Source organism: Pseudomonas sp. P7779 (assembly GCF_013386315.1).
In the GTDB taxonomy this organism is placed as follows: domain Bacteria; phylum Pseudomonadota; class Gammaproteobacteria; order Pseudomonadales; family Pseudomonadaceae; genus Aquipseudomonas.
In genome coordinates, this window is the sequence record NZ_JACARZ010000139.1 from 1 (window position 1) to 12716 (window position 12716).

Consider the following 12716-nt stretch of genomic DNA (forward strand, 5'->3'; position numbering starts at 1 on the left):
CCGACAGGCGGGGCAGAGCGTTTTGGTTACTTTTGCGCTTTTCAAAAGTGACCCGCTGTAAGAGCGGAACCAATAGCAGCCGTTACCGCAGGAATGGATATGTACACGGTAAACGCCAACCCAAGGGGTCACTCATGTTCAACAAAATCCTCATAGCCAACCGTGGCGAAATCGCCTGCCGCATCCAGCGCACCGCCCAATCCCTGGGCTACCGCACCGTAGCAATCTACAGCGAAGCCGACACCGACGCCCTGCACGTCCAGATGGCCGACGAAGCCATCAACATCGGCCCCGCCCCCGTCACCCAGTCCTACCTGAACATCGAAGCCATCCTCAACGCAGCCCACCGCACCGGCGCCGACGCCATCCACCCCGGCTACGGCTTCCTCTCCGAAAACCCCGACTTCGCCCGAGCCTGCGCAAACGCCGGCCTCACCTTCATCGGCCCCAGCCCCGAAGCCATCGACCTGATGGGCAGCAAACGCCTCTCAAAAATCGCCATGCTCAACGCCGGCGTCCCCTGCATCAAGGGCTACCAAGGCCCCGACCAGGACGACCCAACCCTGCAACAACAAGCCACCCACATCGGCTACCCACTGATGATCAAGGCCAGCGCCGGCGGCGGCGGCCGCGGCATGCGCCTGGTACACAACCCCGACACCCTGCTGGAACACCTGCGCACCGCCCGCTCCGAAGCACAAAACGCCTTCGGCAGCGCCGAACTCATCCTCGAACAAGCCCTGATCGCCCCCCGCCACGTCGAAATCCAACTGTTCGGCGACACCCACGGCAACCTGATCTACCTCGGCGAACGCGACTGCTCGGTCCAGCGCCGCCATCAAAAAGTCATCGAAGAAGCCCCCTGCCCCGTCATGACCCCCGAGCTGCGCCAAGCCATGGGCGAAGCCGCCCTCAAGGCCGCGCGCGCCGTCAATTACGTCGGCGCCGGCACGGTGGAGTTCCTGCTCGACCGCGACGGCAATTTCTACTTCCTGGAAATGAACACCCGCCTGCAGGTCGAACACCCGGTCACCGAACTGATCACCGGCCTCGACCTCGTCGCCTGGCAACTGCACATCGCCGCCGGCCAACCTTTGCCCCTGAGTCAGGAACAAGTGACCCTCACCGGCCACGCCATGGAAGTGCGCCTGTACGCCGAAGACCCGGCCCAGGGCTTCCTCCCGCAAACCGGCGACGTACTGCGCTGGGACCCGGCGCCAGGTGTGCGCATCGATCATGGCGTGCTGGAAGGCCAGCGCATCACCCCGTTCTACGACTCGATGCTGGGCAAGATCATCGCCCACGGCGCCACCCGCGAAGAGGCCCGGCGCAAGCTGGTCAGGGCCGTGGAAGACTGCGTGCTGCTCGGCGTGCCCACCAACCAGCGCCTGCTGGCCAGCCTGCTCAAGCATCCACACTTCATCGCCGGCGATTTCAGCACCGGCTTTATTGCCGAACACTTCAGCGACATCCCGCGTCCCCACGCGACCAACGAAGAGCTGGCCCTGGCCGCCGCGCTGTTTTACCAACACAGCGCCAGCGCTCACACCCAGCCATTATCCGGCTGGCGCAACAACGCCAGCGTACCCTGGACCTGGCAATTGGCCGAACACGACGAGCCCCGGACCATCAGCCTCAGTGTGCTGGCGGACAATTGCCTGCAAGTCGAGATTGATCTGCACGCCATCGAAATACGCGACCTCTCCACCGACGGACGCTGGGCCACCGCCGTTCTCAACGGCATTCGCCGTCGCATTGCCTACCACCTGCAAGGCACCCGGCTCTGGTTGCCCGGCGTGTGCATCAATGATCGAACCCAAACCGTCGCCACCCGCCAGGCCGAGGCCGGCAACGGCACGGTCAAGGCGCCGATGGATGGGGCAATTGTCGAAGTACGGGTCAGCGAAGGCGATTCGGTCAGCAAGGGCCAGCTGTTGCTGGTGCTGGAAGCGATGAAAATGGAGCACCCACTCAAGGCCGGCATGAGTGGCGTGGTCAAGCGAATCCAGGCGGCTGCAGGCGATCAGGTCAGGAACCGTCAGATTTTGCTGGAGATCGAGTAAGCCCTGGGCGGAACTAGCAGGCTTGGCTACGCTCTATCCCCATCAGGACGGGAAGAGTACGGGAACCTGCGATGCCTCATTGGCTGATTATTGATCTTGAAGCCACAACGGATGAAGGCGGCTGGCCCGTGACCGAGATGGAAATCATCGAAATCGGTGTGAGCCTGGTCAACCGCCAGGGCCGTGAACTGGACCATTTCCAGCGTTTCGTGCGGCCATTGCGCAGGCCGCTGCTGACGCCGTTCTGCCGCCAGTTGACCCACATCACCCAGGCGCATATCGACGCTGCCGCGCCGTTGATCGAGGTGTGGCCGCTGTTCGAACGCTGGCTTGGCCAGCACCAGGCACGCCTGGAAGGCTGGGCGAGCTGGGGTGACTACGATCGCCAGCAACTGGAACTGGAGTGGCAGCGCCATGGCTTGAGCAGCGTGCTGGGCCAGACGCCCCACGTGAACCTCAAGCAACGCTTCGCCAAGGCCCGGCGCCTGGACAAGCCGCTGGGGCTCAACGGCGCGCTGCAACTGGCCGGCATGCAGTTCCACGGCCAACAGCATCGGGCGCTGGAAGATGCACGCAATACCGCACGGCTGCTGCCGTTGATTTTGCCCGTGTAGAAGGCATACTGGCCGACCTTTCTTGACCCTTTTCCGAGGATTCGCCCATGTTTAAAGTCAACGAGTACTTCGACGGCACCGTCAAGTCGATCGCTTTCGGCACTGCAGAAGGTCCGGCGACCATCGGCGTCATGGCCCCGGGTGAATACGAGTTCGGCACTGCCCAGCGTGAAATCATGCACGTGGTATCGGGCGCACTGACCGTCAAGCTGCCAGACAGCACCGACTGGGAAACCTTCGCCGCCGGCAGCCAGTTCAACGTGCCAGCCAACAGCAAGTTCCAGCTGAAGGTGGCGGTCGACACCGCCTACCTGTGCGAATACCGCGGCTAAACGTTCGATAGCCAAAAAAAATGCCCGTCTCGCGAGAGACGGGCATTTTTCATTTCAGGGCTGCTTACTCCAGGATCGTCACCGGCATGCCGACTTCCAGGCGGCCCACCCCATCGTTGACCAGGTTCTGCCCAAACATCACATCGCCCTCTTGCTCGCGGTAGGTCTTGAGCGTGGCCAGCGGTTCGCGGTCGGCACTGCGCTCGCCACTCGCCGGGTCGATGGTGGTGAGGATGCAGCGTGAGCAGGACTTGACCACGCGAAACTCCACATCACCGATCCGTATCCGCTTCCAGCCGTCTTCGGCAAAGGCTTCGCTGCCCTCGATCACCAGGTTGGGGCGAAAACGCAGCATCTCCATGGGCCGACCGATACGCTGGGACAGGTCATCCAGGGACGCCTGGCCGATCAGCAGCAACGGAAAGCCATCGGCAAACGCGACCTTGTCATCATCCTTGCCGTAGCCGGCCTCGGTCGTGCGTGCACGGGACAGCGGCACTTGCACCAGCCGCGTGGGTTTGCCGATGAATTCGCTGAGCCAGGCGCCCGCCTCGTCACCGGCATCCGGCACGCGCAAGGTGTCACGCCAGATGGTCACGCCGCGCAACTCGGCATCGCTGCCGGGTAGTGGCACGTCAAGCGCAGGTTGGCCCTCGGCGCTCAAGGTCAGGCCACCGGCGCTGTTCCACAGTGCCGAGAGCTGGCTCATCCTGGCCACGGCGCGCTGGGTCAGGAAACGCCCGCTGGCCTCGTCCACCAACATCCAGCGTCGATCCCCGTCGAGCCCGAGTGTGTCCAGGCCGATCTGCTGCAAGGATTCACCCTTGCCGGACTTCAAGGGGTATCGGTACAACGCGCTGAGACGAAGCATGGGCCTGCATTCCTGAGGGACAAAGCCGTCACCCTAAGCTCAAGCCGGGACTTCGTCCAGCATCAGGCGCTGACGTACCACGTCCACCAACTTGTCGGGCTGGAACTTGGAGAGGAAGTTGTCGCAACCGACCTTCTTCACCATCGAGTCGTTGAAGCTGCCGGACAACGACGTATGCAGCACCACGTACAGGCCGCGCAGGCGCGGGTCGTTGCGAATCTCGGTGGTCAGGCGGTAGCCGTCCATCTCGGGCATTTCGGCGTCGGTGAAGATCATCAACAGCTTGTCGGTCATCACCTGGCCACTGTCGGCCCAGGCCTTGAGCATGTTCAGTGCCTTGAGGCCGTCGCTGGCAATGTGCATCTTCACCCCCAACTGTCCGAGGGTGTCACGCAGTTGCGAGAGGGCGACGTTGGAGTCATCCACCAGCAGCACTTCGCGGCCGCGGGCGCGTTCCAGCACCGGGTCTTCAAGTTTCTCGCGGGAAACCTTGGCGTTGTAGGGCACGATTTCGGCGAGGACTTTTTCCACGTCGATGATTTCCACCAACTGGTCATCGACCTTGCTGATGGCCGTCAGGTAATGCTGGCGCCCGGCACTTGCCGGCGGCGGCAGGATCGCCTCCCAGTTCATGTTGACGATGCGGTCGACGCCGCCCACCAGGAACGCCTGCACCGAGCGGTTGTACTCGGTGACGATAATGGTGCTGTTGGGGCCCGGAATCAGCGGACGCATGCCAATCGCCTGGGACAGGTCGATCACCGGCAACGTCTGCCCACGCAGGTTGACCACGCCGCAGACAAACGGGTGGCGCTGGGGCATCAGGGTCAACTTGGGCAGTTGCAGCACTTCCTGCACCTTGAACACGTTGATCGCGAACAGCTGCCGCCCGGCCAGGCGAAACATGAGGATCTCCAGGCGATTCTCACCCACCAATTGTGTGCGTTGATCTACCGTGTCGAGAATGCCGGCCATTAAAGACTCCTGGGGTTTAGCGGATGGATAGTGCTGGTCACTGAAGCAGGTTATCGGCGGCAAACGCCGGACCTTGACCCCCCACTAAAATGCCATGCAAATCCATTGATGTCACACTGACATCATGCTTTACTGAACCCGCTTCAGCGCAAGGCCCATCACCACCGCCGCGTGACCGCAAAGTCTGCGCGAGGTTCCGCTATGTAAGGGATTCCCCTATCCACAATCAGGACCAACCTGATATTCGCGATATCTAATAGCCATTAATGTGACGCCATTCTCATTGCATGAATGGAGTCAGGCTTTTGTTTGCTATCGCAAGCCCACGGCCAACGGATCATCCAGTGACTTATGTACTGGCACCCAAAGAAGTTGTGCGAATGTCCCTGAAAATTGTGGGGTACTCGGGCGACGGCCGTCATTCAAATAAATTTCCTACTGAAAAGTCGGAACGGGCCTACAGATATTCGTCATATTTCAGCGGTAGTTTTACGCCATTCAACCGGTGCAACATCTCATCATCCGATCGTATGTTCTGGAGACTTGTGTGATGAACGACGGCAAAGAGTGGCAACTTGCACTTCCCGAGTTCCTCCTCGAAGCGGAAATGTTGCTGGCCAAGTCTGAAGAATGCTTGAGCCACCTGCATTTGATCCGCAACGACAGTGACGCGATCGACTGCATGAAAACCAACCTGATCAAGCTCGCGGAAAAATCCGAAGCCCTGGCCCTGAGGGCGATCAGCGAGTTCTCACGGCATATCCAGTACCTGATCAGCAACGCCGCCAGCCCCCTGCAACTGCATGACGAAGCACTTGATGCACTGCACAACTGCCTCACCCTGCTGGCCTGGCAACTGGAGTTGATCGATACAAAAACCGGCAAGCTCGGCCTGGATGAAACGGAACAAACCGTGTTGATCGCCACCGTTGTCCAACACATCCCGCAAAGCGATTTTGGCTATAAGCAACAACACAGGCCTTACGCTATTTGAGGCTTCTTCGCATTCAAGCGACAAAAAATGTCGCATTCAATTGCCTGATTATCTAAAAACGACACCACAACTATTTATGCATCACGACGTCGTTAGCAGAAAAATATCAATAAGCCACTAACGACAATACTGATACAAAACAACTTCAATGATACAACTTCCCCACTCGTTGAACTCCGGGACTACCTTCCGGGACGCTGCCGTGATTAATACGCCTCATCCCGCTCGGCGCCAGGCGACCAACGGTAATAGTGGTGGTACCATGCCCCGCTCGAAGTGACTCAACTTCATGATGCATATAAACGTGAAATGCGCCTCCTATGTACGCCAGCCTGAAGTCACTCATCGCAAGGTCCGTGTCCCGAAGCAATGCACGCTGGATAACCCTCGCGCTATGCCTGTGCGCGTGCCTGCTCAGCCTGTGGGCTTATGCACACTCGGCCGATCTTCCCCTGGCGCTGTTGTCAGTGAACCTGGCCACCCTGCTGGTGGTGGGCTTGCAACAGTGGCGCTCACGCAAGTCCATCAAGTTCCAGCCCCAGGAGTTGGCCGACCGCCTGTTGCAGGTCCAGGAAAACGAACGTCATCGCCTCAGCCGCGAACTGCACGACGATATCGGCCAACTGTTGACCGCCGCCAAGCTGCAAAGTGAATGGCTCAAGCGCCGTCTTCCGGAAAATCTGCAGGGCCACTGTGCGGTGCTGTGCAACACCCTCAACGAAACCCTGGCCAAGGTGCAGGACGTGTCGGCCATCCTCAACCCCCGGCAACTGGCGAGCCTGGGCCTTGAGGCGAGCCTGCGGGCGCATCTGCTCAAGACCCTGGAAAACACCCGGGTAAGCTGGAGCCTGGAATGCCATCAACGGCTGACCGGCATCCCGGAAGAGATGGCTGTTGCCGCCTTTCGCATTACCCAGGAAGCCGTCACCAACATGCTGCGCCATGCCCAGGCACGTAACCTGCTGGTACGCCTGCAACGCCTGCCCGAAGGCCTGTCACTGTTTATCAGCGATGACGGCCAGGGCTTTTCGCCCGCCATCAACCCCGCCCAGGAAGGCCAGCGGGGCATGGCCGGGATGTCCGAGCGGATTGATCAACTGGGAGGCACATTGTCGGTCAATAGCCAGCCAGGCTCCGGGACGAGGATCGAAGCGCTTTTCCCCTGGGCGCCCCGCGCCCTCGAACGGGCCAACCCCCATAAGGTTCTAGAGTGACGTGCAACTTACTCCTGGTGGATGACCACTCCCTGATCAGGGCCGGCGTGCGTGCGCTGGTCATGGATATTCCCGGCTACGCGGTGATCGGTGAAGCGAGCGACGGCGCGCAGTTGCTGGAGCGGTTTGACGCGCTGCAACCCGACATCGTGCTGCTTGACCTGTCGATGAAGCACACCGGCGGGCTCGATGCATTGAAAGACCTCAAGCGCGCCTACCCGAAGAGCAAGGTGCTGATCCTGTCGATGCACACCGACCCGGAGCTGATCATGTGCGCGCTGGAGTCCGGCGCCCATGGCTACCTGCTCAAGGACACCACGGCCAATGAGCTGGAGCACGCGCTGCTGGCGTTGCGCAACAACGAACGCTACCTCAGCCCGGCAATCGCCCATACGGTGATCAACCAGGCGCTGATCCGCAATCAGGCCCAGGTCAACCCGCCGCCCCACAGCCACAACCTGACGGCACGCCAGTTGGAAATCCTGCGCTTGATCGTGCGCGGCAAGTCCACCCGTGAAATCGCCAATGGCCTGGGTCTGAGCATCAAGACCGTGGAAGCCCACCGCTCGCAGATCATGAAGCGCCTGCAGATTTTCGACGTGGCGGGCCTGGTGCTGTTCGCAGTGCGCGAACAGATCATCAGCCTTGACGATTAGTCAGCAACGGTGAGTCATCCGGCAGATGCACCCGCAGTGCCTGGGGCAAGGCCGAGAAGTGCAAGTCGTCACCCTGGAGTGGTTCGCCGTCGAGGTTGATCGCCAGCCCTTCGGCGACCTTGATTTCGACCCACGGCAAGCGCGCCCGCACAAACATATTGTCCAGGCCCCAGCCGTCCGTCATCAGGTTGCGCAGGGTGCCGACCACTTCCTGCGGCGCCGGCAAGATGCTGATATCCAACAAACCATCATCGGCCAGGGCGCCGGGGCACAGCACGTGGCCACCACCGGCCTGGCGCCCGTTGCCGATGCCCAGGGCCAGCAGCTCGCCGCGCCAGTGAAAGTCAGGGCCCTGCAATTCACCGTAGGCCGCGCGCAACTCGCTGAAGCGTGACAGGCCGGTAAACAGATACGCCGCGCCACCGAGGACTTTCTTCAAGTCTTCGGAGGTGTTGGCGGTGACCTGGCTGCCAAAACCACCGGTGGCCATATTCAGGAAGATCTGCCCGCCTACTTCGCCCAGGTCGATGGCACGGGCCGGTACATCCAGCAGGTCCAGGGCCTGCTCGGGCTCCAGCGGCACACCGGCGGCGCGGGCAAAATCGTTGGCGGTACCGAGGGGCATCAGCACCAGGCTGGCCTCGGTCTTGGCCCGGGCCATGGCCTCGGCCACATCCCGCAGGGTGCCGTCACCGCCGCCGGCAATCAGCCGCGTGTAGCCATCGGCAAGGGCCTGATCGACAAACCGCTGGGCATCGCCACCCTCCCACGTCACCCGTACGGCCAGCTCCCAGCCCTGCTCGCGCTTGCCCTGCACCGCCGCCCGCACCTGCTCGTTGAGGGCTTGCTTGCCGTGCAGAATCAACAGTGCCTTGGGTGTGCTCATGGATGAATGCTCCTGGGTTTAAGGTTCCTGAGGGATGTTGACCGTGGCCAATCGAAAAAAAGCCATCGGATGTAGAAATTAACCGGGTTTTGTAGCGTTTCTGACACGGATCAACTCGCACTTGGCGAAATCGACCTAGACTTATACCTATTCCCATCCGACAAGGCCGTCGCACCATGATCACCATGTCCGCCTTCCACTCCATGCTTATCCCCATCCTGACCGGCATGATCCTCCTGGCCATCGGCTTCAACTTCCGCGACAAACCCATCGGCGTGTTCGGCATGTGGATCGGCATGCTGCTGATCCTCGGCACCGTGGTTTACAAGATCCTCGCCAAACTCGCCGAATGACAATCTCACTCGCATTGCACATGACGGCCTCGTACACTCGGTCAATTCGTCGTTTTTAAGGTTGACCGCCTCGTGCTTGCCCGTCTGTTTGCCCTGCCCTGTTGCCTGCTTTTCTGCCTGCTGACCCTGCTGCCCATGGCGCCTGCCCACGCCGTGAGCCTGCCAGGGCTGCTGGGCAGCAACACCAAAACCCAGCCGCAAGCCGACGTCCCGTTGGGCCAGTCCCTGGACGAGGTGATCAAGACCCTGGAAAACGACCAGCAGCGCACCAAGCTGCTGAGCGACCTGAAAAAGCTCCGTGAGACCACGCAAAAGGCCCAGCCCGCCGCCGAACTGGGTGTACTCGGTTTGATCGGCGGCACGCTGTCGAGCCTGGAGCAACAATTCTCCGGTGCCGACAGCCCGCTCAATCGCTGGTCCAACGAGTTTGACCAGGCCAAGGATGAACTCACCGCACTGATGCTGCCGGCCAGCGAATGGCTGCCGATCATCTTTGCCTTTGCCATGATCCTGATGCTCTGGAGCCTGCTGGCCGCGATCCTGATCTGGCTCAGCCACCGGGTGCGCGAGCGCTTCGGCCTGACCGAAGAACTGCCGCAACACCCCAAGACCTGGGACCTGCTGCGCTTTGCCCTGCGCAAGCTCGGCCCGTGGCTGATCGCGTTGGTGATCACCGTCTACATGAGCTACGCACTGCCCTCGTCCCTCGGCAAATCCCTGGCAATGGTGCTGGCCTATGCGCTGGTGGTGGGCACCTGCTTCTCGGCGATCTGCGTGGTCGCGTTTTCCGTACTCGACGGCCCGCACCGTCACCGCGCGTTGTACATCCTGCGCCACCAGGCCTTCCGGCCGTTGTGGCTGATCGGCAGCTTTGCCGCCTTTGGCGAAGCCGTCAGCGACCCGCGCCTGGCCGAGAGCCTGGGCCAGCACCTGTCCCATGTCGCCGCGACCATCGCCAATGTCATGGCCGCGCTGTCCACCGGTGTGTTCATCCTGCGATTCCGCCGGCCGATTGCGCACCTGATCCGCAACCAGCCGCTGTCCCGCCGCCTGACCCGCCGCGCCCTGAGTGACACCATCGAAATCGTCGGCACCTTCTGGTACCTGCCGGCGTTGCTGCTGGTGGGCATCTCGCTGTTCGCCACCTTCGTCTCCGCCGGCGACACCAGCACCGCCCTGCGCCAGTCGTTGTTGTGCACGGTGTTGCTGGTGCTGTGCATGGTGATCAACGGCCTGGTGCGCCGTCATTCACTCAAGCCGCAGCGTGGGCACAAGCGCCATGCGCTGTACTCCGAGCGCCTGAAAAGCTTCGTCTACACCCTCGCCCACCTGGTGGTGTGGCTGGTGTTTATCGAACTCGGCCTGCGGGTCTGGGGCCTGTCGCTGATCCGCTTTACCGAAGGCGACGGGCATGAAATCAGCGTCAAGCTGTTCGGCCTTGCCGGCACATTGCTGTTTGCCTGGCTGATCTGGATCCTCAGCGACACCGCGATCCACCACGCCCTCACCCGCTCGCGCAAAGGCCTGGCCAACGCGCGTGCGCAAACGATGATGCCGTTGATTCGCAACGTGCTGTTCGTGACCATCTTCATCATTGCCGCCATCGTCGCCCTGGCGAACATGGGCATGAACGTCACGCCGCTGCTGGCGGGTGCCGGTGTGATCGGCCTGGCCATCGGTTTTGGTGCACAGTCGCTGGTGGCGGATTTGATCACCGGCCTGTTCATCATTATCGAAGACTCCCTGGCAATTGATGACTACGTGGATGTCGGCGGCCACCTGGGGACGGTCGAAGGCTTGACCATCCGTACCGTGCGCCTGCGGGACATCGACGGCATCGTGCATACGATCCCGTTCAGTGAAATCAAAAGCATCAAGAACTACTCCCGGGAGTTCGGCTACGCGATCTTCCGGGTGGCGATTCCCTACAACATGGAAATCGACGACGCCATCAAGCTGATGCGCGACGTCGGGCAGAAGATGCGCAACGACCCGTTGCAGCGGCGCAATATCTGGTCGCCGCTGGAAATTCAGGGTGTAGAAAGTTTCGAGTCCGGCAGTGCGATTCTTCGCGCCCGCTTCAAGACCGCGCCGATCAAGCAGTGGGAGGTTTCGCGGGCGTTCAACCTGTCGCTCAAGCGTCACCTCGACGAAGCCGGGCTGGACCTGGCCACCCCACGCTTGAGCGTGCAAGTGGTGACAGCGGCGGGAGGCGTGCAAGAGAAAGAATAAGCGCTGCCCGGACGACGTCAGGATCAACAACAATAATCATGGAGAGTCCTTATGCGTTTGACCGGTCTTACACACCAATGGGTATTCGGCCTGCTGTGCGGTGTCGCCAGCAGCGCGGTCATCGCCGCCAGCAGCGGCCAGGACAGTGCCCGCGAAGAAATCGCCGCCCAGGCGAAAGTGCTGGAACCGGCCCTGCTGGAAACCCGGCGCGACATCCACGCCCATCCTGAACTGGGCAACACCGAAAAGCGCACCGCAGAACTGGTGGCCAAGCAATTGCGGGAGATGGGGCTTGAGGTCAAGACCGGCGTCGCCCGCACCGGCGTGGTCGCAATCCTCAAAGGCGCCCTGCCCGGCCCGACCGTTGCCTTGCGCGCCGACATGGATGCGCTGCCGGTCAAAGAAGTGTCCGACCTGCCCTTTGCCTCGAAGGCCAAGGGGGTGTACCTCGATAAAGAAGTCGACGTGATGCACGCCTGCGGCCACGACGCCCACACCGCCATCCTGCTGAGTACAGCGAAAATTCTGACCGGCATGCGCGATCGTCTGCCGGGCACCGTGGTGTTTTATTTCCAGCCGGCTGAAGAAGGCCCGAGCGACTTTATCCCCGACGGTAAAAACACTTGGGGCGCGAAGATGATGGTGCAGGAAGGGGTGATGAAATCGCCCAAGCCGGATGCGGTGTTTGGGCTGCATGTGTGGGCCGGTGTGCCTGCGGGGCAGATTGCGTATCGGCCGGGGCCTACCCTGGCGAGTTCGGATGACCTGCGGATCAAGATCCTGGGCAAGCAGACCCATGCGGGGCGGCCGTGGGACGGGATTGATCCGATTACTGTCGGGGCGCAGGCCATCGTTGGGTTGCAGACGGTGGTGAGCCGGCGTACCGACATTTCTTCGTTTCCGGCGGTGGTGAGTATTGGCACCATCAACGGAGGGACGCGGTACAACATCATTCCCGAGTCGGTGGACATGAGTGGGACCATTCGCTCCTACGACTATGGCATTCGCCAGAAGCTGCATGCGGATGTGCGGCAGACCGTCGAGAAGATTGCCGAGAGTGGTGGGGCGAAGGCTGAGGTGACGATCATTGAGAAGTACGACCCGACCATCAACAACCCGGCGCTGACCGAAAAGATGCTGCCGAGTTTGCGTTGGGCGGCGAATGGCGACGTAGTGAATGCCCCGTTGGTGGGTGGGGCTGAGGACTTCTCGTTTTATGCCAAGGAAGCGCCAGGGTTGTTTGTGTTTCTGGGGGTGACGCCGAGGGATCAGGACATGAGCAAGGCGGCGCCGAATCATAATCCGGGGTTCTTTGTGGATGAGTCGGCGTTGGTGGTTGGGGTACGGACGCTGGCTTCGTTGGCGACGGATTATTTGTATGCCAATGCGGGGGATTGAGGGTATATCCGTTATTCAGGTAACGGCCGCCTAGGGTTCCGCTCTTGCCCCACCACTCTGCACCTCGCTCGGGCTTAAGTGTGGTGAAGCAACAGCAAACCCAAAGGCGGACACGATCCAAATGTGGG

Annotated in this window: 11 protein-coding genes and 1 pseudogene; 9 read left to right on the forward strand and 3 right to left on the reverse strand. The window is 61.2% G+C overall.

Translation table 11 applies throughout. The features are described from left to right. Positions 1–134: 134 nt before the first annotated feature. From HX869_RS29475 to HX869_RS29485, 3 genes are all read left to right on the forward strand, one after another. The gene (locus tag HX869_RS29475) at positions 135–2063 is read left to right on the forward strand and encodes an acetyl/propionyl/methylcrotonyl-CoA carboxylase subunit alpha (RefSeq protein ID WP_178904065.1); all 1929 of its coding nucleotides are present in this window, start codon (positions 135–137) and stop codon (positions 2061–2063) included. A gap of 71 nt (positions 2064–2134) precedes the next feature. Then, positions 2135–2677 carry an exonuclease domain-containing protein gene (locus HX869_RS29480; RefSeq protein ID WP_178904066.1) on the forward strand — a complete coding sequence of 181 codons (543 nt, stop codon included), beginning with the start codon at positions 2135–2137 and terminating at the stop codon, positions 2675–2677. A gap of 47 nt (positions 2678–2724) precedes the next feature. After that, on the forward strand, positions 2725–3009 hold the full coding sequence (locus tag HX869_RS29485; protein WP_003183665.1) for a pyrimidine/purine nucleoside phosphorylase: 285 nt from the start codon (positions 2725–2727) through the stop codon (positions 3007–3009). Positions 3010–3073: 64 nt separating this feature from the next. Here HX869_RS29485 and HX869_RS29490 read toward each other — a convergent pair whose 3' ends face one another. Both HX869_RS29490 and HX869_RS29495 read right to left on the reverse strand, forming a co-directional pair. After that, positions 3074–3880 (reverse strand): MOSC domain-containing protein, encoded by an 807-nt coding sequence (locus HX869_RS29490; protein ID WP_003219772.1) that lies wholly within the window; start codon positions 3878–3880, stop codon positions 3074–3076. A 39-nt stretch (positions 3881–3919) separates the two neighbouring features. Continuing rightward, on the reverse strand, positions 3920–4855 hold the full coding sequence (locus tag HX869_RS29495) for a chemotaxis protein CheV (RefSeq protein WP_003219769.1): 936 nt from the start codon (positions 4853–4855) through the stop codon (positions 3920–3922). Between the two features lie 550 nt (positions 4856–5405). On the opposite strand from HX869_RS29495, the gene HX869_RS29500 reads away from it, so the two are divergent. From HX869_RS29500 to HX869_RS29510, 3 genes are all read left to right on the forward strand, one after another. Next, positions 5406–5849, forward strand: a complete 444-nt coding sequence (locus tag HX869_RS29500; protein WP_003219767.1) for a hypothetical protein — start codon at positions 5406–5408, stop codon at positions 5847–5849. Positions 5850–6169: 320 nt separating this feature from the next. Then, complete coding sequence (locus HX869_RS29505; protein ID WP_003219766.1) at positions 6170–7063, forward strand: sensor histidine kinase; 894 nt, start codon at positions 6170–6172, stop codon at positions 7061–7063. Continuing rightward, on the forward strand, positions 7060–7719 hold the full coding sequence (locus HX869_RS29510) for a response regulator transcription factor (RefSeq protein WP_003219763.1): 660 nt from the start codon (positions 7060–7062) through the stop codon (positions 7717–7719). The genes HX869_RS29505 and HX869_RS29510 overlap by 4 nt, the downstream gene beginning before the upstream one ends. Here HX869_RS29510 and yegS read toward each other — a convergent pair. Next, positions 7681–8605, reverse strand: a pseudogene (gene yegS, locus HX869_RS29515) (lipid kinase YegS); the annotation flags it as partial. The gene HX869_RS29510 and the pseudogene yegS sit on opposite strands and share 39 nt — an antisense overlap. A 176-nt stretch (positions 8606–8781) precedes the next feature. Between yegS and HX869_RS29520 the strand changes: the two are divergent. The 3 genes from HX869_RS29520 (at position 8782) to HX869_RS29530 (ending at position 12588) form a co-directional block, all read left to right on the forward strand. Beyond that, on the forward strand, positions 8782–8958 hold the full coding sequence (locus tag HX869_RS29520) for a hypothetical protein (RefSeq protein WP_003219760.1): 177 nt from the start codon (positions 8782–8784) through the stop codon (positions 8956–8958). Between the two features lie 72 nt (positions 8959–9030). Continuing rightward, a complete protein-coding gene (locus tag HX869_RS29525; RefSeq protein ID WP_003219758.1) occupies positions 9031–11190 on the forward strand; it encodes a mechanosensitive ion channel family protein in 2160 nt (719 codons plus the stop codon). A gap of 51 nt (positions 11191–11241) precedes the next feature. Next, on the forward strand, positions 11242–12588 hold the full coding sequence (locus tag HX869_RS29530) for an amidohydrolase (protein ID WP_178904068.1): 1347 nt from the start codon (positions 11242–11244) through the stop codon (positions 12586–12588). Positions 12589–12716: the final 128 nt, after the last annotated feature.